The following is a 21,569-nucleotide window of genomic DNA, read 5'->3' on the forward strand; positions in this document are numbered from 1 at the left end:
ATTTATATTATTACTTTGAAATTATTAAGAGTTAAACAGGAAGCTCAGCTCTACATAGTTTTTTCCCTGTCAGCTTTTGAATATCATTTACCAGTTTACGTTCTTCCTGCGAACAGAAAGTCAGTGCCGTTCCTGCATTACCGGCTCTTCCTGTACGTCCTATACGATGCACATAAGTCTCGGGGACATCGGGAAGATCATAATTGATAACCAATGGCAATTCATTAATATCAATACCTCTGGAAGCAATATCAGTGGCAACCATTACTCGCGTCTTTCCTGATTTAAAATTGCACAGAGCCGTTTGCCTGGCGGACTGGCTCTTATTTCCATGAATAGCCTGACTCCCAATACCGGCTTTAACTAAAGTTCGGACAATTCTATCTGCATTATGCTTGGTACGCGAAAAAATAAGTACCGACTGTTCTACATTCTCTTGCAATATCGAAATTAACAAATGGCTTTTCTCCTTTTTCTCTACAAAATAAACGACCTGTTTTATTGCATCCACAGTTGGAGAATCCGGAGTTATACTGATTTTCACCGGTTTCTTTAGTAAAGAGTTGGTCAACGCAACGATACTGTCCGGCATTGTCGCTGAGAAAAATAAAGTCTGCTTATTCTTAGGGAGTTTAGGTAATATACGCTTTATATCATGAATAAATCCCATATCAAGCATACGGTCAGCTTCATCAAGTACAAAATATTGAATCTTATCCAAACTGAGGTGCTTTTGATTCATTAAATCTAGCAAACGTCCCGGAGTGGCAATCAGAATATCAATGCCTTTCCGTAGCATATCAACTTGCGGACGCTGATTTACACCTCCGAATATTACTCCATGACAAACTTTTGTATATTTGGTATAATCACTGATACATTCATTTATTTGCAATGCAAGTTCTCGTGTCGGAGTTAATATTAACGCTTTAATTCCCTGACGACTATTTCGCCCGGATTCGACCAATAGATGTTGAATAATAGGTATTGCAAATGAGGCGGTCTTACCGGTACCGGTTTGTGCACAACCTAATATATCTTTTTCTGCCAATGCAACGGGTATCGCTTTTTCCTGAATAGGTGTCGGACTTATATATCCTTTTTCTTCAATAGCCTTTAAAATAGGTTCGGCTATATTTAATTCTTTAAATGTCATAAATGTTATTTTGCTGTATCGATACAGCGTTTTTATTATTTGCTTTTATTCAAGCTAATTCTTATTATTGATTTATCGAAAAGAGTGTACATGACAATTTCTTTTCCATGATAAATACTAAATCGGTATGAGGAGGATGATTAAAAGAGAGATCTACTTAATAAATATATAGAAAGAAGACTATACAATAATGATTCATAACTCAAACTCGGATACAAAGGTAAGATAATAAATTTAAGAATCACCCTTTATTCCTCCATTTATTTAAAAGAAGTAATCATTGTCATTTATTTGCATATCACATAACGTCAATAAACTCACCCATATAAATAGAAAAACAGGCTAGTTATATCTTACAGATATTAGGACAAAATCAAGATTCAATAAGTATCCACAAAAGATATAACGTTTAACTTATCTCTAACATCCTGCATACTAAGTTGAGTTTGTACAGACACTGTAACACTCTCATTAGGAAACAAATCAATATAATTGTCCGAAATAAAATTGTCCGTATCTCCTATGATTGATAAGAATACAGCACGAGCAAAAGCATCGCTCTTTAATGTAATTTCGTACCCATCCTTTACAGGAATAATCGTTGTTGCAATATGAACTTTCGGATAATTCATCTCTTTTTGTTTTGCCAAAAAGCAACTGTTTGTATAAGCCTGTCCTTGATTGTCTTGCCAAGTAAAACGAAGTACAACATCTTCACGCTCCAAATTACCAAGTAGTTCTCTTATATCTCCTATCCATATTACTTTACTTGTATTAGCCGCTACATCTGCTCTTACGCAACGAGAAGTAACAACACCTTTCCTTAAATCTATAACATCTACAGTTAAACGCCCTATTGCTTTCTTCAATCGATCGGAAACCGCAAAGACTTTCAGTTTACCTTCCTCCTCAATCGGTGAAATCAATATATCTGAGAAAGATTTTACCGTAAAATAATGTTGAGCTTTCCAACGACCGTAATAATCCCGGCTTGACCATGATGCTACAGGCCAACAATCATTATGCTGCCACACCAGCGATCCCATACAATAAGGCATATCCCGACGATGTGCTTCCATTGCCATCTTCATAGCATCCGCCTGCAATAACTGACTCATATAGACAAAAGACGGAAAATCTTTGGGCTTGTGATATTCAGCTAATAAGAAATCATTTATACGCGTATTGGCATTTATCCCGCCACGTTGATGTGCCATCATAACCTCAGAAGTCAAAGCCCAATCAGACTCTATAGTATACCGCTTGATGGATTCAAACTCCGGGAAAGACTGAAAGCCATACTCGCTGAAAAAGCGACTCCGTGCATGATTAAACTCTGACAGAGATTTTAATCCTTGCCATACATCCCAATAATGATAATCCCCGACCGCTACATTTCTAGTTCCTTTCTCATCCGAATATGGAGAGGACTGACGATAATATGCTTCCGGATGGTGCTCTTTTACAATTTCCGGTAACACAACAGAATATTGTTTTTTGTACTGTTCCCAAATAACATCAGCAGCTTTTGGATTTTGTTTATCAAAATCACGTTTCCATCCCCAATTACACCAAGCATCTATACATTCATTATTTCCACACCATAAAGCAATGCAAGCATGATTTCGCAGACGGCGCACATTATCAATCGCCTCCTGTTTGATATTCTCCAAGAAATCACCATCAGCCGGGTACATAGAACAAGCAAACATAAAGTCCTGCCAAACTAAAATTCCGTTCTTATCACATAAATCATAAAAAATATCATTCTCATAAATACCTCCTCCCCACACACGAAGCATATTCATATTGGCACGAACAGCATCTTGAATGGTACGTTCATAAAGAGAATCAGTCACCCGAGGCAAGAAATTATCACAAGGAATATAATTTGAACCTTTTGCAAACAACGGCTGTCCATTCAGCTCGAAATAAAAGTTTTCACCATACTTATCCTTTTCCGTAGCAAGTTTTAGAGAGCGGAGGCCCACTTTCTGTTCATAAGCATCAACTTCCCTATTCTTTATTTTCACGTTCATTGCAAAATCATATAAGAAAGCCTCTCCCAAGCCATTTGTCCACCAGAGTTTAGGTTTAATAATACTAAACGGCAAAGATATCTTATTCGTTCCTTTTACTAACCGAATCGTTTTTTTTATCTCTGTCCGATTATCCGTTCGATTCAATATGAGAGTCTCTGCATCCATCTCTTTGTCAGCACAAATCTCCACAATGGCATCTATTCTTGCCTCCCGAGCCGTCACTGATTTCTGGGCATAATAAACATTAGTGATACGAACATCATCCCAAGCCTCTAAGAAAACCGGACGCCAGATTCCGGAAGTCACTAATCTAGGTCCCCAGTCCCAGCCATAATGATAGCCGGCCTTACGGGCATAAACACTAATCTGCCTATCTAATAATCCGCCATTTTCCGATTGGTCGTTTGAAGCCGGATAATGAAAAGGAGCTTTCTCCCATTTAGGAAGATCAACCTTTACAGGAGAATGAAAATAAACTTCCAACTCATTCTCCTTCTCGCCTAATAATTTTTTCACATCTACACTCCACCTCCGAAACATATTATCAGTAGAAAGAATCTTTACCCCATTCAGAATCACATCTGCATAAGTATCCAATCCGTCAAAACAAATCATAATATTGGATTTATCAAGTAGCTGTTTATCCACATCAAAAGTAGTGCGGTAAATCCAGTCCTCTTTATCTACCCATTGTACTCCTCTTTCATTCAAACGATAAAAAGGATCATCAATAAGTTCACTATTTATCAAATCCGTATGAATAGTTCCCGGTACCTCTGCCGTATACCAGTTTATCCCGCGAGCCTGACGATAAATCCATCCTTCATGAAGCTCCTGACGTAAAGGAGATGCCTGCACAATCACAAAAATTAATTGAACAATATAAAAAACAGTTATCAAGTTAATCCTTTTCATTGTTTTTCAAAATATTAGATTCTAACCATAGACATACAGCAAAGTTAAACGAATCTCTTTAAACGCCCAAATAAGACGTTCTAATTTCTCCGTTCTTCCAAACATAATTATTAGGAATAGTTTATTTCTAACAAAATCATTTCTTTTCTCTATTCTATCCCTTTTTTTTCTTATTTTTGCCAAGATATGCACATTATGCAGAACAAATCCGCATAAAAACAACAAGATGAAGGTTATAGATTTAATAAGAAGTAACGAAAAGACCGCTTTCTCTTTTGAAATCCTGCCACCTCTAAAAGGGACAGGCATTGAGAAACTATACAATACAATAGATACGCTACGAGAATTTGACCCTAAATATATCAATATCACTACCCATCGAAGTGAATACGTATATAAAGATTTAGAAAACGGATTATTCGAAAAACGCAAAATGCGCAGGCGTCCGGGGACAGTGGCGGTTGCTGCTGCCATTCAAAACAAATATAACATTACTGTTGTTCCCCATATCCTCTGTAGCGGGTTCACTCGTGAAGAGACTGAATATGTATTGCTGGATTTACAGTTTTTAGGCATTACCGACTTATTAGTATTGAGAGGTGACAAAGCGAAACATGAAGCAGCTTTCACCCCTGAAGGAAACGGCTATCACCATGCCATAGAACTTCAACAACAAATTAATGACTTCAACAAAGGGCTCTTTGTCGATGGTTCTCCCATCAAAGTAACCGGTACTCCATTTTCATACGGAGTTGCCTGCTATCCGGAGAAACACGAAGAAGCCCCCAATATAGAATCGGATATTCATTGGTTGAAGAAAAAAGTAGAAGCTGGGGCAGAATATGCTGTAACACAGTTATTTTATGATAACCGTAAATATTTTGACTTTGTCAAGCGTGTTCGTGAAGAAGGAATCAATGTACCCATCATTCCGGGAATAAAACCATTTGCTAAAATATCGCAACTGAGTATGGTTCCCAAAACTTTTAAAGTAGACCTTCCCGAACCATTAGCGCAAGAAGCGGCAAAATGCAAAACAGATGAGGAGGCAAAGCAAGTAGGTATAGAGTGGTGCATACAACAGTGTAAGGAACTAATGGCACATGGAGTACCAAGTATCCATTTCTATACTGTATCTGCCATAGAAAGTATCAAGCAAATAGCAAAGGAGATATATTAATATGTTTTTTAAAGATATAATAGGACAAGAAGAAGCCAAACAAAAATTCATCCTTGAAGTCAAAGAGGGAAGAATTCCACATGCACAACTACTCTGCGGACCTGAAGGAGTAGGGAAGTTGCCATTGGCTATTGCCTATGCCCGTTATATCTGTTGTACGGATAAAGGTGAAAACGATGCTTGCGGCAAATGTCCGTCTTGTATCAAATTCAACAAATTAGTGCATCCCGATCTTCATTTTGTTTATCCTGTAGTAAAAAAGAAATCAGGAAAAGACGTAGTTTCAGATGATTACATATCAGAGTGGAGAAGTTTTATATTAGCAAATCCTTATTTCGGGTTAAGCCATTGGCTTAACGAAATGGGAGCAGAGAACGCACAAGCACTGATTTATGCCAAAGAAAGTGATGAAATAGTACGTAAATTAAGTCTGAAATCCAGTGAAGGCGGATACAAAGTCATGATTATATGGTTACCGGAAAAGATGCATGTTGTATGTGCTAACAAGCTATTAAAGCTATTGGAAGAACCGCCTGAAAAGACTGTGTTTCTACTTATTTCCGAAGCTCCGGAACTTATTCTGCAAACGATTCTAAGCCGCACGCAACGACTCAACATCCGAAAACTGGATGAAAGCAGTATTACTGAAGCCCTACAATCTAAGTTCGGCCTACAACAACAGGATGCGGAAAACGTAGCGCGATTGTCTAACGGCAGTTTCGTAAAGGCAATGGAAACCATTCATTTAAGTGAAGACAATAAACTTTTCTTTGAGTTATTCGTCAACTTGATGCGTCTTTCCTACCAACGCAAACTACGTGAAATGAAGTTGTGGAGCGAGCAAGTAGCAGCTATGGGACGTGAACGTCAGAAGAACTTTCTGGAATATTGCCAACGTATGATACGGGAAAACTTTATCTATAATTTCCGGCAACGGGACTTAATTTATATGAGTAATGAAGAAATGAACTTCTCATCGCGTTTCGCACCATTCGTCAACGAGCGTAATGTAATGGGTATCATGAATGAACTGAGTGAGGCACAAGCCCATGTGGAACAAAATGTGAACCCCAAAATGATATTCTTCGATTTCTCGCTCAAAATGATTGTATTATTAAAACAATAACCGATAAAAATTATATAATGATATATGACAGATTTTAAACTAAAAAACGGGAGTGGCAATCTTTGTTGCAAAGGTTGCTCCCGACAAAATAATAAACTAAATACTTATGACTATATGGCGGATATTCCCGGTAATGGCGAAGAATCCGATATGGTAGAAGTGCAATTTAAGAATACCCGTAAAGGATATTTCCGTAACAGCAACAAATTAAAATTAGAAAAAGGAGATATCGTAGCGGTAGAAGCCAATCCGGGACACGACATAGGAACAGTCACTCTGACCGGACGACTTGTACCTCTGCAAATGAGAAAGGTTAACTTTAAAGCGGATACTGAAATCAAGCGTGTCTATCGTAAAGCAAAAGCCGTAGACATGGAAAAATATGATGAGGCCAAGGCTAAAGAACATGCAACCATGATACATGCGCGCCAAATAGCATTGAGCCTCAACCTCAACATGAAGATCGGTGATGTGGAATATCAGGGAGACGGCAATAAAGCTATCTTTTATTATATTGCCGACGAACGTGTCGATTTTCGCCAACTCATTAAAGTATTGGCAGAAGCCTTCAAAGTACGTATCGAAATGAAACAGATAGGTGCCCGTCAGGAAGCCGGACGTATCGGAGGTATTGGTCCATGCGGAAGAGAGCTTTGCTGTGCTACATGGATGACAAGCTTTGTTTCTGTCTCAACCAACGCCGCTCGCTTTCAGGATATATCTCTCAACCCTCAAAAACTTGCAGGACAATGTGCCAAACTAAAATGTTGCCTCAATTACGAAGTGGATGATTACGTAGAATCACAGAAGCGTTTGCCCTCACGGGAAATCGAACTGGAGACGAAAGACGGTACCTACTATTTCTTTAAAGCAGATATTCTAAAAGGAGTAATCACCTATTCTACCGACAAGAATTTTGTAGCGAACGCAGTTACCATTACGGGAAAAAGAGCCTTTGAGATTATCAATATGAACCGTAAAGGACAAAAGCCGGATACTCTCCTTCCATCCGAGCATAAACCGGAACCAAAACCGTCTGCCGATCTTTTGGAACAGGAAAGCCTTACCCGTTTTGATAAACGCAAAGGCGGCAACAATAACGGCGGAAATAATCCCAACCGTAAAAAGAAGAAGAAAAAGCCACAAGGTGCGGGACAGCAGGGCATTGAAAGCAATAATCGCAAGCCGGAACAACAAGGTAACGGGAACGACAATAATAATCGTCCTCAAAAGCCGCAAAGAAACAGCCAGTCTTCAAATGCTCCGAAAGAATAATCATCTATTCATTCTCATGCTGGCAGTTATCATACTGTCAGCATGTGATAATAAAAAAATATATCACTCTTTCTCATCAATACCGCTCGACGGATGGGGAAAAAGTGACACTCTTACTTTTACCGTACCTGTAAATGATACGGTAATGCCGATACATATATCTATTGAGACACGTAATTCGGAATATTACCCTTATACAAACCTTTTTTTATTTGTCAATATTAGTAAAAAAGGTTCCGACTTTTCTACTACCGATACCATAGAATATACACTTGCCAATAAAGAAGGGCGATGGACAGGTACAGGAATCGGAGCTATCTATCAAAATTCATTTTCCTACAAAGAAATACCACCGTTACTACACTTGGACACACTTATCTTCCGCATTAATCACGGCATGACGGATGCTTTACTTCAAGGTATCAACGATATAGGAATACGACTAGAAAGATAGATTACGACTCACCTGATATTCTAAATTTCTCTTTCTCTGTATCCCCTTTCAGAGCAATTATCTCCTATATGCTTCATCCTTCAGTCCGCCGATTTTGCATTGAAATAGAATGAGTTATCCTGAATGATGGAATCATTCAGCAAGACTTCAGGCACAGTTTATCGGCTGAATCTTTTTCCGGAGAAAGGTTCAGGACAACAAACTGATAATCAATCATAAATTAGTAGACTGAAAGATTGAAGGTTGTTTGAGGGTTATTTGTTTTTTATACTGTATTTCACCTATAAACACCTTGATGTTTTTAAAAAACATCGGGTTGATTGAAAAAAACATCGGGACGTTTGAAAACAAACATACGGTCGATTGTTTACGAACGTACGGTCCTCTGCTCACAAACTCCTATCGTTTGAAAACAAACGACCGTTACTCTCCTCTCGCCGCATCTATCCGCAGGAAAATAAATAATAATAAAGTAAAACCCCATAGCGAAGAGCCTCCATAACTAAAGAAGGGTAACGGAATACCGATCACAGGAGACAACCCCAACACCATTCCGATATTAATAAATAGGTGAAACAAGAAAATACTCACTATGGAATAACCATAAACTCGACCGAATGTGCCATGCTGTCGTTCTGCAAGAACAATTAAGCGTAAAATCAGCGTTAAGAACAGTAATAAGACAATGGATGATCCTATAAATCCTTTCTCCTCTCCTACCGTACAAAAAATAAAATCCGTATCTTGTTCCGGCACATATTTAAGTTTAGTCTGCGTCCCATTTAAAAAGCCTTTTCCTGTGAGTCCGCCGGAACCGATAGCTATCTTAGACTGGTTCACATTATAACCGGCTCCTGCCAAATCTTCCTCCATACCCAACACTACTTTAATACGCACCTGTTGGTGAGGCTCCAAGACCTTATTAAACACATAATCTCCGGAATAAAGAAAACCAATTGAGCCAATGGTAAAAAGAGCTATCAAACCAAAATTCTTATTACGTTTTACTATACTTAGATAAAAAAGGTATCCGATAAGGACAATACATAGTCCCCATAATATATAAACTAAATTGAAAACAACGATGAAACGTGACACTATCAATCCTAAGACTACCACCAACAAACTAATGCCAATGATATTACGTGCAGCAACATCCCTTTTACAATACACCCATACCATGCTCCCGGCAAACAATAGTATCATAGATAAAACGGCAAATTCACCGATGACAGTTGGCGTATTACCTATAAACTCATTACTAAAACGTATGGATACGATAAAATAAATCACCGCACAAACGCCGGAGAACAAAATAGCGCCCGGCATACCTTCTCTATACAACATGAGAAAGAATGCCAAATAAACTAAAGCAGATCCGGTTTCCCGTTGCATGATTATCAAACCCATCGGCAAGAGTATAAATAAAGCAAGCATGAGCATATTCTTCATCTTTCCTATATTAAAAGAATAGGCACTCATATATTTGGCAAGCACTAATGCGGTAGCAAACTTCGCAAATTCGGCCGGTTGTAAACTGACAGGTCCCATTACCAACCAAGAGCGTGAACCTTTGGTGTCCGGTGCAATGAAGATTGTGACAATCAACAACAGAATCATACCTATATATATAAGGTAGGAAAACATATCGTACATCTTTTCCTCTAACATCAACAGGACAAAGCCTAAGCCGAAAGAACATAATATCCAAACCAGCTGTTTACCGGAACGACTGCCAAAAGAAAAGAAGTCCATATCTCCATAGGTATAACTGGCTCCGCAGACGCTAAACCAACCACAGATGACGAGTATCAAATAAAGAATAATCGTCGTCCAGTCCACTGTCCTCCATACACTAACGTTCCTGGTTGCCATACATTATCGTCCTATTACTAAACTCTTCTGCTTTAATCTTACTGGATTCCGAAAGTTCGCCATTCAAATATTGTTCCATCATCAACGCACCGATCGGTACACCATATACAGCACCGAATCCACCATTTTCCACATATACGGCAATAGCAATCTTTGGTTTATCCATTGGTGCAAATCCCATAAATACCGAGTGGTCATGCCCACGGTTCTGTGCCGTACCTGTCTTTCCACATACTTCAATTCCCGGAATATTAGCAGCACGACACGTTCCTCCTAATACGGCATTACGCATTCCTTCCACAATTATATCGTAATATGCCTTATCCACATCCGTATATCTCCTTGCAGAGTACAAACTATCTAAAGATTCCCCTTCTACTTCCTTCACAATATGCGGGGTAACGAAATATCCCCGATTAGCGATTGTCGCACCTAAATTGGCAATTTGTAATGGAGTTAATAACACTTCTCCCTGTCCGATGGCAATACTGATAACAGTCAACCCATTCCAAGAACCTCTATATGCCTTATCATAAAACTGCGCATTAGGTATCAACCCTCTTTTCTCACCGGGCAAATCCACTCCCAGCTTATAACCGAATCCCATAGATACCATGTGGTCCTTCCATACAGTCATAGCATTCTGAACCTTACCATATTTTTTCATACCCATCATACGGTATAATCCCCAACAGAAATAAGAATTACAAGAAGTTGCTATCGCCGGGATCAAAGGTAACGGTGCAGGGTGAGCATGACAACCGACACGCAGTCCCGCATGTACAAATCCATGCGAACAAGGGAAAAGAGTATTCGCCTGAATCACCCCTTCCTGCAAGAAAGTCAATCCCTGCGCTGTCTTAAAAGTAGAACCGGGAGGATAAGCCCCCATAATCGCACGGTTAAGTAATGGTTTCTGAGGATTACGTTCTAATTCCAGGTGATTCTTACCACGCTGTCGCCCAATCATCACACGAGGATCAAACGTCGGGGACGAAACCATACAAAGAATTTCTCCTGTCTCCGGCTCAATGGCAACAATACTGCCGATTTTATTTTGCATTAAACGTTCACCTAGCATTTGAAGCTTGATATCCAAGCCTAAAGTCAAATCTTTACCCGGCGTAGGAGTCTGGTCTAGTTCGCCATCCATATATCGTCCTTGAATACGTCCATGAGCATCACGAAGCAGTATTTCGACTCCCTTTTCCCCACGCAATTGCTTTTCGTACGAACGTTCTATTCCTTGCTTCCCCACAAAGTCTCCACGTATATAATAATCATCCGATTCTATATCACGCATGGATACTTCACCAATATCGCCCAACACATGTGCCGCAGAATTATATGTGTATTGCCGAATGGTACGACGTTGAATATAGAAACCCGGGAATTTGAATAATTTCTCTTGAAAAACGCCACATTCTTCCGCCGATAATTGCGTCATAAAAACCTGATGCGTATAACGGGAATAACCCGGATTGATATGACGATCCCGAATATCTCTCATCCGGCGTTCAAAGTATCCACGGGTAATATTAAGTGCATTACACAAATCAAGCGTATCGAGATTCTCTATCTCTTTAGGAACCATTGTTATATCATAAGCAGGCTGGTTATATACCAGAAGCTCTCCTTGCCGATCGTACATTACACCTCTGGAAGGATACTGTATTTTTTTCAAGAAAGCATTACTATCGGCATTCTTCTTATAGTCATCCGTCAGGATTTGAAGCACAAAAAGACGAATTAGAAAGATCAACACGATAGAGACGGCTATCCCTCCAATCACATATTTCCGTTTCTCAAGATTATAATCCTTTGCCACAACTTATTTCCTTATTCCTTCAATACCCAAAATACACAATGTCGTAAGTAAACTGCTTGTAATAATCTTCAGTAATAACACGGGCAGATCAAAGAATGAGAATGCTTCAAGCGTTAATAACGCTGTGTGATGAAGTAAAACTCCTGCCACTACATATTTAATAAACGAACTGATTCCTATGCTTTTAAATGACGGTTCCACATCATCAAAGGTATCACGCGGAGAAAACAAACGAAAGATGAACGGCCTTGCAAAAGCCAATAAAACAGTAGCGGCAGCATTCATTCCCGGCGTATTGGAAAATATGTCTACGGATAATCCCAAGAAGAATCCCCATAACATCAACTCATTACGTGAAACTCCTGTGTCCAACTTCAGTATAAAATAAATATATAGAAAAGGAGTAGCATATCCGGCTATATGGATATAGTTCAAGACCAATACTTGAAGCAGTACCAATCCAATAAACCACGCAAACCTTTTTATATATACGTATACCATTATTTTTTAGATTTCTGTTCCAGTTTGTTTTGTTCGGCAAATGTATTATGTGAAATCACTCTCACCTCTCCAAGCTTCCCGAAATCCGTAGCAAGTTTTACCTTTAATAAATAAGAAAGACCATCATGCGAATCAGACATATCATCTACCGTGCCGACCATTATACCGGAAGGAAACACCGATGAATATCCATTCGTAACCACCGTATCTCCTAAAGCAAACTTAGCATGGCGAGGCAGATCTTTTACATAAGCATACTGCGAGTCTCCTCCTTCCCATTTCAAATAACCAAAGTAATTGCTTCCTTTTATCTTGCAATTAATGCTTGATTTACTGTTCAACACAGAAATAGCCACCGAATAATGAGCGGAAGTCATATAAATAATACCTACCACCCCGTTACCATCAATGACTCCCATCTCCGAACGAACACCATCATCCGCTCCCTTGTCTAATGTAATATAATTGTTCAGCCTGTTCAAGCTATTATTAATCACATTTGCTTTGATTACCTTATAATGAGACAAGACAGAATCACCGATATGTGTTATCGTTGCAGAGTCCATCTGCAAATCATGTAATTTCTGCTGCAAAGCTACCACCTGCTGTTCCAAATTTATATTCTTATCCAATAAGTCCGAGTTCACCGACTTCAGATGAAAATACGAAGTTACTCCGCTTGATATTTCATAAACCTTACCTACAGTCTTATTGCCGGAGGTAAAGAATACGCTACTCTGATAGTGATTGAAACGGAACAATAAGACAAAACTGATTACCTCTAACAAAAGAAAGAGGAACCAGTAATTATACTTAATAAGAAAATTCAGCAGATTCTTCATTACTACTTATCGCATCAGGAACGAGAACCGGTCTACGTTCTTCAACGCCACACCTGTACCTTTAGCAACAGAATGTAGAGGATCGTCCGCAATATGAAAAGGAATATTAATCTTATCCGTCAAACGTTTATCCAAACCGCGTAACAAGGCACCACCTCCTGCCAAATAGATTCCATTATGCACAATATCCGCATACAACTCCGGCGGAGTATGTTCCAAAGCACTCAGGATAGCAGTCTCTATCTTTGCAATCGACTTCTCCAAACAATGAGCTACCTCCTGATAGCAAACCGGTACTTCCATAGGCAAAGCGGTAATACGGTTAGGTCCATGTACAATATAATCTTCCGGAGCTTCTTCACCTAAATCGGTTAAAGCGGCACCCACGTTGATTTTAATACGTTCTGCCATACGTTCGCTGACTTTCACATTATGCTGACGGCTCATATACTCCTGAATGTCCGCAGTCAAGTCATCACCGGCAATACGGATAGAGTTATTTGAAACGATACCTCCTAAAGAGATAACGGCAATTTCGGTAGAACCACCACCTATATCTACAATCATATTACCTTCCGGTGCTTCCACATCTATACCGATACCAATAGCGGCAGCCATCGGTTCAAATATCAGATAGACATCACGCCCTCCGGCATGTTCCGCAGAGTCACGTACGGCACGAAGTTCCACTTCCGTACTTCCCGAAGGAACACCGATCACCATACGAAGAGACGGTGAGAACAGGCGACTACCTGTATTAACCATCTTAATAAGTCCGCGCATCATCTGTTCGCAAGCATAGAAATCCGCAATCACTCCATCACGCAACGGACGGATAGTACGGATATTATCATGCGTTTTCTCATGCATCATTTTTGCTTTATCACCAACGGCAATCATTTTATCGCTTCTCCTGTCCAAAGCTACAACAGAAGGCTCATCTACAACGATTTTACCGCCACTGATAATAATGGTATTGGCCGTGCCAAGGTCCATTGCTATTTCTTGTGTAAAAGAGAATAATCCCATAATTAATTAAGAATTAATAATCGAGATAGGAAAACAAGACTAAAAGATGAAACTTACTATAATTTCACTCCCGGTTTCCTAACTTAATTATATTTTAATGTTTAAAATGTCTTATACCGGTTACGACCATTGCCATACCATGTTGGTTGCAATATTCAAACGAAAGGTCATCTTTTACAGAGCCACCCGGTTGGATAACAGCCGTCACACCTTCTTTATCTGCAATCTCCACACAATCAGGGAATGGGAAGAAAGCATCACTTGCCATTACAGCACCATTAAGGTCAAAACCAAATGATTTCGCTTTCTCAATAGCCTGCTTCAATGCATCTACGCGTGAAGTCTGACCAACTCCACTGGCTAGCAGTTGCTTACCCTTTGCCAAAACAATGGCATTAGACTTGCTATTCTTTACTATTCTATTAGCAAACAACATATCTTCCACTTCCTGTTCCGTCGGAGCTTTGTCCGTAACAGTTTTTAGATCTGCAGCAGTTTCTATATCCGTGTCTTTCTCTTGTACCAATACACCATTCAGCAAAGAACGGAATTGTTTCTTCGGGAATTTAGCATCTTTGCGTACCAGGATGATACGGTTTTTCTTCTGACCGAGTATCTCCAATGCATCCACATCATAATCCGGTGCAATAATAACTTCAAAGAATATCTTGTTTACCTCCTCTGCAGTTTCCTTGTCTATAACGGCATTGGTTATCAAGACTCCGCCGAATGCAGAAACAGGATCACCCGCCAAGGCATCTTTCCATGCTTCCAAAACTGTAGGGCGTGAAGCCAGACCGCAAGCATTGTTATGTTTCAATACAGCAAAAGTCACATCTTCGAATTCATCAATCAAATCAACAGCTGCATTAATATCCAAAAGGTTATTATAGGAAATTTCCTTTCCGTGAATCTGATCGAAAACGGCATCCAAATCACCATAGAAAGCCCCCTTTTGATGAGGATTTTCACCATAGCGAAGTGTTTTTTCATTATCTCCCGCATAGCGGAAAGCAGAACCTTCTCCTTTATCAAAATAATTAAAGATAGCCGAATCATAGTGAGATGAAACAGCAAATGCCTCTTTAGCCATCCAACGACGTTCTTCAAGCGTAGAAGCCGCTCCGTTTTCCATCAGCATATCAAGCAATGGTTTATATTGCGCTTGGGAAGCCACAATAACCACATCATTGAAATTCTTGGCAGCGGCACGAATCAATGAGATGCCACCTATATCTATCTTCTCAATGATATCCGCTTCACTTGCACCGGAAGCAACTGTTGCTTCAAACGGATAAAGGTCCACGATTACTAAATCTATTTCCGGTATTTCGTATTTTTCTATTTGTTGAATGTCCTGCTCCAATCCTCTCCTACAAAGGATTCCTCCAAATACCTTCGGATGCAATGTTTTCACTCTACCTCCAAGGATAGAAGGATAAGTAGTCAGGTCTTCCACCGCTTTGCAGGGGATTCCCAATGATTCTATAAACTGACGTGTTCCTCCGGTAGAAAGGAATTCTACACCTTCTTCATGCAGTTTGGTTATAATTTCATCCAAACCTTCTTTATGGTAAACCGACACTAATGCGGTTTTAATCTTCTTCGTTTCAGACATTTACTTTGCAGATTAAGAATTTTGATGCGCAAAGTTACGAATTTCTACTTTATTGCACCTAATAAATACCCTATGATTTAAAATTATTTTAAGTACAAAACAAAAAATAATTATCTTCCTGTCGCTCAAACGTATATCGATGCAATTAAGATTTAAAGTATCATCAAGTATTTCTTCACGGAAGTTGCATAAATCCGTCCTGTGAATTGAATCGTTTCACCATGCTCATCCTGTCGTTTCACCATGGCAAGCCTGTCGTTCAGGCATGGTTAAACGATAGGATGTGCCGGGCTAAACGAATGAACGGAAAGGACCGGTCTGTTAAATCTTAACGGAAGAATCTCTCACTACCAAGTGAGTGGGAACAACAATACACTTCGGTTTGCTTTCTTCCTTTAGATGACGTAAAAGCAGATCGCAGGCAGAGGTACCCATTTTATAGGTTTGGTGAGTCATTGCCGTAAGAGCCGGCTCTACATAATTGGAATGCAACTCGTCTGTATAGCCTATCAAAGCTACATCTTGGGGTATATGCAGCTTGCGTTTCTTTATTTCTTTCATCGCAGCAAACGCCAATGTATCATTCATGGCAAGGATCGCATCCGGCGGGACAGGCAGAGCCAACAACCTGCAAGTGGCTTCACTACCTTCTTCATACGTCATTTTCTCACATATCACCAACTCCCGTTCTATCGGGACATGGTATTGCCTCAATGCTTCCAGATAGCCATGTTTACGTTGTTTCACAATCTCCAGATGGTTTGCGCCTCCTATAAATCCGATTCGCTTGGCTCCATTCGACAAAAGATGCTCGGTCGCAATACGACCGGATTCTACGTTATCAGCCACAACACAGGAGTAAATATCCTGAAGACAAACCCGGTCAAAAAACACAACCGGCACACGTTGTTTGGATAAGGCTTCAAAATGCGTATAATCCGTCGTCTCCTGAGAGATACACGCTATAATTCCCTCCACACGGATATTCACCAAATCTTCCACACACTGCTTTTCCAGCTCATACTGTTCATATGAAGAAGTAATAATGACCGAATAGTGATTACTGCGAGCCACATCACTAATACCGCTTATAATAGAAGAGTAAAAATGCGTTACTATATCGGGGACTATAATGCCGATAATGCGCGGACTGTTCTTCAGCAAGCTCACAGCAAACGGATTGGGACGATAATTCCGCTCTTTAGCCAGTTGTTTCACCCTCTCCCTCATTTCATACCCTACCTCCGGACTATCTTTCAATGCCCGTGAGACGGTGGAGACAGAGACTCCCAACTCTTCTGCCAAATCCCGTAAAGAAACATGCCTTTTATCCTTCATTCCTGCCAAATCATTACTTTCACAAATGTAATTCATCCGGATCATTTACGCAAAGGTTTGCGTGCTTTTTTCAGTAGTACAGAGGACTTTCTTACTCTTTATCATCCTATTTTTGAAACCGGAAGTACAATAAATAATAACTGTTAAGACTATGAATTACAATGAAATCGGGAAAACCGGCATGCGTGTATCCAACCTTAGTTTCGGAGCCTCTTCTTTAGGAGGAGTATTCCATGACATCCGTGAAGCAGAAGGTATTAAAGCCGTGTTCACAGCAGTAGAAAACGGAATGAACTTTATCGACGTTTCTCCTTACTACGGACATTATAAAGCTGAGACCGTACTGGGCAAAGCATTAAAAGATATTCCACGTGATAAATATTATCTTTCCACCAAAGTAGGACGTTACGGTAAAGACGGTGTTAACACATGGGATTATTCGGCAAAACGGGCAACGGAAAGTGTTTATGAAAGCCTGGAAAGACTGAACATAGATTATATTGATTTAATCAATGTGCACGATGTTGAATTTGCCGACCTAAATCAAGTTGTCGGTGAAACTTTGCCGGCTTTGGCAAAACTTAAAAAGAAAGGCATCGTGAAGCATGTGGGCATTACGGATTTGCAATTGGAAAACCTGCATTGGGTGGTAGAACATACAGAGCCGGGCACAGTTGAAAGTATTTTAAACTTCTGCCACTATTGCCTGAACGACGAGAAGTTAGCAGACTATCTGGATTTCTTCGAGTCAAAGAATATCGGTATTATCAACGCCTCTCCTCTTTCTATGGGTTTACTTTCACAGCGTGGCGTTCCGGCATGGCATCCCGCACCCAAACCTTTAGTTGAAGCATGTAGGAAAGCAGTTCAGCACTGCCAGTCTAAAAACTATCCGATAGAAAAACTTGCCATTCAATATTCCGTAAGCAATCCTCGTATCGCCACGACTCTGTTCAGTTCTGCCAATCCGGATAATGTATTGAAAAATATTGCATACGCAGAAGAACCGATCGACTGGAATTTGGTAAAAGAAGTTCAAGACATTATCGGTGACCAGAAACGCGTAGGATGGGCTAACTCATAACGATGGGAGGAGAAAGAATGAACTTTAAAATTATCGATGCCCACTCCCATCTGTGGTTACGCCAAGATACGGAAGTAAACGGATTACCCATCCGTACCCTAAAGAATGGACGTTCCTTATTCATGGGAGAAGAGCGGCAAATGATTCCTCCATTCATGATCGACGGGAAAAACAGTGCGGAAGTCTTTCTCTCGAATATGGATTATGCCCAAGTATCCGCAGCTGTAGTCACACAGGAATATATTGACGGTATCCAAAATGATTATCTGACAGAAGTCAAGAATCAGTACCCTAACCGTTTTTTTGTATGCGGTATGTGCGAGTTCCGTAAACCGGGCTATCTGCAACAAGCAAAGGAACTGATTGCCGCAGGGTTCGAAGCCATCAAAATTCCCGCTCACCGATTATTTCTAAAAGAAGGAAGAGTGATGCTGAACAGCCCCGAAATGATGGAAATGTTTCATTACATGGAAGAACATGACACCATTCTTTCCATTGATTTAGCCGACGGCGACACACAAGTGCAAGAAATGAAAGAAATTATTCAGGAATGTCCCCGACTAAAAATCGCTATCGGCCATTTCGGAATGGTAACAACCCGCAATTGGCAGGAGCAAATAAAATTAGCCCGCAATAAGCATGTGATGATTGAATCGGGAGGAATTACCTGGTTATTCAATGATGAATTTTACCCGTTCAACGGAGCTGTAAATGCCATTAAAGAAGCAGCAGACCTTGTGGGAATAGAGAAGTTGATGTGGGGTTCGGATTATCCTCGTACCATCACCGCCATCACTTATAAAATGTCTTACGACTTTATATTGAAAACAAAAGAACTGACACCGGAAGAAAAAGAATTGTTTTTAGGCAGAAATGCCGAAAGGTTCTATGGTTTTACAAACCTGATAACCCTTCCTTATATAAAGAATATGTCCGAATAACTAATTACGTCATTATCATTACCATGAAAAAAAATAACTATTTTATTCCCTTAGCACTCATTTTCTGCCTTTTCTTCTTATGGGCAATCAGCAGTAATCTGTTACCCACCATGATTAGACAGCTCATGAAAACCTGCGAGTTAAATGCATTCGAAGCCTCTTTTACCGAGAGTGCCTATTGGCTCGCCTACTTTATCTGCCCGATTCCCATTGCCATGTTTATGAAAAAATATAGCTATAAGTCAGGAATCGTCTTCGGATTATTATTGGCAGCCTGTGGAGGGTTGTTATTCTTTCCCGCAGCCATATTAAAAGAATACTGGGCTTATCTGTGCATCTTCTTCATCATTGCCACCGGTATGTGTTTCTTGGAAACAGCTGCCAATCCTTATGTAACAGCACTTGGTAATCCGGACACTGCACCACGCAGGCTGAATCTGGCTCAATCATTCAACGGTTTAGGGGCATTCATCGCCGCCATGTTTCTTAGCAAACTGATACTCAGCGGGAATCATTACACCCGTGAATCATTGCCTGCCGAGTTCCCCGGTGGATGGGACGGCTATATACAAATGGAAACAGATGCCATGAAACTTCCTTATCTGATGCTCGCACTATTATTAATCATAATCGCAGTCATCTTCATCTTTTCCAAATTGCCAAAGATAAAAGAAGGCGACAGCATAGAAGGAGAAGAGAAGAAAGGCGAGAAACTAATTGATTTTAAAGTATTAAAACGTTCACACTTGCGCTGGGGAGTTATCGCACAGTTCTTCTATAATGGTGGACAGACTGCGATTAACAGCTTGTTTCTGGTTTATTGTTGTACTTATGCCGGACTACCGGAAAATACCGCAACGACTTTCTTCGGTCTCTATATGCTCGCTTTCCTGTTAGGACGTTGGATAGGGACATTACTCATGATAAAATTCCGCCCGCAAGATATGTTGCTGATATATTCAATCGTCAACGTACTATTATGTATTATAGTAGCTTGTTTCGGCGGTTGGGTAGGATTATATGCCATGCTGGCTATCTCTTTCTTCATGTCTATCATGTACCCGACACAATTTTCATTGGCACTAAAAGACCTGGGGAGTAACACCAAAAGCGGCTCCGCCTTTCTGGTAATGGCTATCGTAGGGAATGCCTGCTTGCCTCAGCTCACAGCATATGTGATGCATTTAAATGAACATATCTACTATATAGCTTACCTCATCCCCATGATTTGCTTCTTGTTTTGCGCATATTATGGTTGGAAAGGATATAAAGTCATTGATTAAAACAACTTAAATTATAGATAATAAATGAAAGCAATTCAGATTACAGCTCCTTCTGAGATGAAGGTAGTCGATATTGAGAAACCGGTTTTGAATCCGGGAGAGGTTCTCGTTAAGATTAAATACGTAGGTTTTTGCGGTTCGGACTTAAACACGTTTTTAGGACGCAACCCCATGGTAAAACTACCCGTTATACCGGGACATGAGGTGGGAGCCGTTATCGAAGCCACAGGAGAAGGAGTTCCGGCATCCTTAAAACCGGGAATGAACGTGACCGTTAATCCATATACTAATTGCGGCAAGTGTGCTTCATGCCGTAATGGTAGGGTGAATGCTTGCGAGCATAATGAGACATTGGGCGTGCAACGCAATGGAGCCATGTGCGAATATGTTGTGCTGCCGTGGACTAAAGTTATCCCTGCTGCAAACATTTCGCCAAGAGATTGTGCTCTGATAGAACCGATGAGTGTAGGTTTCCATGCAGTTTCACGTGCTCAAGTTACCGACATTGACACAGTGATGGTCATCGGTTGCGGAATGATTGGAATCGGAGCCATCATTCGTGCCGCACTTCGCGGAGCAACAGTCATTGCCGTAGACCTTGATGATGAAAAATTAGAGTTAGCAAAACGGGTAGGTGCACACCACACCATCAATTCAAAAGCAGAAAACGTACATGAACGTTTATTGGAAATAACAGAAGGATTGGGTCCGGATGTAGTCATCGAAGCAGTAGGAAGTCCGGCTACTTACATAATGGCAATAGATGAAGTAGGCTTTACCGGAAGGGTCGTCTGTATAGGTTATGCGAAAACAGAAATAGCATTTCAAACTAAGTATTTCGTACAAAAAGAATTGGATATTCGTGGTTCACGCAATGCCTTACCTGCCGATTTTAGAGCAGTCATCCGCTATATGGAGCAAGAAACTTGTCCTAAAGATGAATTAATCAGTAAAATAGCTAAACCTGAAACTGCATTAAAGGCCATGCAGGAATGGGCAGCAGCCCCGGGAAAAGTATTCCGCATCTTAGTAGAATTCGACTAAGAATACTTCCTTTCATACAATATAAAATCGACGGTGAT

Annotated in this window: 16 protein-coding genes and 1 pseudogene; 8 read left to right on the forward strand and 9 right to left on the reverse strand. The window is 40.2% G+C overall.

Going from position 1 to position 21,569, the window contains the following annotated elements; translation table 11 throughout:
* Positions 1 to 31: 31 nt before the first annotated feature.
* Both DXB63_RS09600 and DXB63_RS09605 read right to left on the reverse strand, forming a co-directional pair.
* Entirely contained in the window at positions 32 to 1,156 is a 1,125-nt protein-coding gene (locus DXB63_RS09600; RefSeq protein ID WP_122126191.1) for a DEAD/DEAH box helicase, read from the reverse strand.
* A 380-nt stretch (positions 1,157 to 1,536) separates the two neighbouring features.
* Positions 1,537 to 4,113 (reverse strand): glycoside hydrolase family 2 protein, encoded by a 2,577-nt coding sequence (locus DXB63_RS09605; RefSeq protein WP_122126192.1) that lies wholly within the window; start codon positions 4,111 to 4,113, stop codon positions 1,537 to 1,539.
* Positions 4,114 to 4,339: 226 nt separating this feature from the next.
* Between DXB63_RS09605 and metF the strand changes: the two genes are divergently transcribed.
* From metF to DXB63_RS09625, 4 genes and pseudogenes are all read left to right on the forward strand, one after another.
* Complete coding sequence (gene metF, locus DXB63_RS09610; protein WP_122126193.1) at positions 4,340 to 5,293, forward strand: methylenetetrahydrofolate reductase [NAD(P)H]; 954 nt, start codon at positions 4,340 to 4,342, stop codon at positions 5,291 to 5,293.
* Between the two features lies 1 nt (position 5,294).
* Entirely contained in the window at positions 5,295 to 6,419 is a 1,125-nt protein-coding gene (holB, locus tag DXB63_RS09615; RefSeq protein ID WP_122126194.1) for a DNA polymerase III subunit delta', read from the forward strand.
* A 24-nt stretch (positions 6,420 to 6,443) separates the two neighbouring features.
* A pseudogene (locus DXB63_RS09620) lies at positions 6,444 to 7,691 on the forward strand (stage 0 sporulation family protein); the annotation flags it as partial.
* Between the two features lie 19 nt (positions 7,692 to 7,710).
* The gene (locus DXB63_RS09625; protein WP_369869598.1) at positions 7,711 to 8,148 is read left to right on the forward strand and encodes a gliding motility lipoprotein GldH; all 438 of its coding nucleotides are present in this window, start codon (positions 7,711 to 7,713) and stop codon (positions 8,146 to 8,148) included.
* 423 nt (positions 8,149 to 8,571) lie between these two features.
* Here the strand turns inward: DXB63_RS09625 and rodA are convergent, their stop codons facing one another.
* From rodA to DXB63_RS09660, 7 genes are all read right to left on the reverse strand, one after another.
* On the reverse strand, positions 8,572 to 10,023 hold the full coding sequence (gene rodA / locus DXB63_RS09630) for a rod shape-determining protein RodA (RefSeq protein WP_122126197.1): 1,452 nt from the start codon (positions 10,021 to 10,023) through the stop codon (positions 8,572 to 8,574).
* Positions 10,004 to 11,851, reverse strand: coding sequence for a penicillin-binding protein 2 (mrdA, locus tag DXB63_RS09635; RefSeq protein ID WP_122126198.1), 1,848 nt, complete (start codon positions 11,849 to 11,851; stop codon positions 10,004 to 10,006). The genes rodA and mrdA overlap by 20 nt, the downstream gene beginning before the upstream one ends.
* A gap of 3 nt (positions 11,852 to 11,854) precedes the next feature.
* Positions 11,855 to 12,352 (reverse strand): rod shape-determining protein MreD, encoded by a 498-nt coding sequence (gene mreD, locus DXB63_RS09640; RefSeq protein WP_122126199.1) that lies wholly within the window; start codon positions 12,350 to 12,352, stop codon positions 11,855 to 11,857.
* Positions 12,352 to 13,194, reverse strand: coding sequence for a rod shape-determining protein MreC (gene mreC / locus DXB63_RS09645; RefSeq protein WP_122126200.1), 843 nt, complete (start codon positions 13,192 to 13,194; stop codon positions 12,352 to 12,354). The genes mreD and mreC overlap by 1 nt, the downstream gene beginning before the upstream one ends.
* A 6-nt stretch (positions 13,195 to 13,200) precedes the next feature.
* On the reverse strand, positions 13,201 to 14,223 hold the full coding sequence (locus DXB63_RS09650; RefSeq protein WP_122126201.1) for a rod shape-determining protein: 1,023 nt from the start codon (positions 14,221 to 14,223) through the stop codon (positions 13,201 to 13,203).
* 94 nt (positions 14,224 to 14,317) lie between these two features.
* Complete coding sequence (purH, locus tag DXB63_RS09655; protein ID WP_122126202.1) at positions 14,318 to 15,841, reverse strand: bifunctional phosphoribosylaminoimidazolecarboxamide formyltransferase/IMP cyclohydrolase; 1,524 nt, start codon at positions 15,839 to 15,841, stop codon at positions 14,318 to 14,320.
* Between the two features lie 321 nt (positions 15,842 to 16,162).
* Entirely contained in the window at positions 16,163 to 17,179 is a 1,017-nt protein-coding gene (locus DXB63_RS09660) for a LacI family DNA-binding transcriptional regulator (protein ID WP_122126216.1), read from the reverse strand.
* 151 nt (positions 17,180 to 17,330) lie between these two features.
* Here DXB63_RS09660 and DXB63_RS09665 point away from each other — a divergent pair, with 151 nt between their 5' ends.
* The 4 genes from DXB63_RS09665 to DXB63_RS09680 are packed head-to-tail and all read left to right on the forward strand — an operon-like array spanning position 17,331 to position 21,531.
* Positions 17,331 to 18,263: an aldo/keto reductase gene (locus DXB63_RS09665; RefSeq protein WP_122126203.1), complete on the forward strand. Its 933-nt coding sequence runs from the start codon at positions 17,331 to 17,333 to the stop codon at positions 18,261 to 18,263.
* A gap of 17 nt (positions 18,264 to 18,280) precedes the next feature.
* Entirely contained in the window at positions 18,281 to 19,204 is a 924-nt protein-coding gene (locus tag DXB63_RS09670; RefSeq protein WP_122126217.1) for an amidohydrolase, read from the forward strand.
* A 23-nt stretch (positions 19,205 to 19,227) separates the two neighbouring features.
* Complete coding sequence (gene fucP / locus DXB63_RS09675; RefSeq protein WP_122126204.1) at positions 19,228 to 20,487, forward strand: L-fucose:H+ symporter permease; 1,260 nt, start codon at positions 19,228 to 19,230, stop codon at positions 20,485 to 20,487.
* Positions 20,488 to 20,511: 24 nt separating this feature from the next.
* The gene (locus DXB63_RS09680) at positions 20,512 to 21,531 is read left to right on the forward strand and encodes a zinc-binding alcohol dehydrogenase family protein (RefSeq protein WP_122126205.1); all 1,020 of its coding nucleotides are present in this window, start codon (positions 20,512 to 20,514) and stop codon (positions 21,529 to 21,531) included.
* Positions 21,532 to 21,569: the final 38 nt, after the last annotated feature.

This window comes from Bacteroides sp. OM05-12 (assembly GCF_003438995.1).
In the GTDB taxonomy this organism is placed as follows: domain Bacteria; phylum Bacteroidota; class Bacteroidia; order Bacteroidales; family Bacteroidaceae; genus Bacteroides.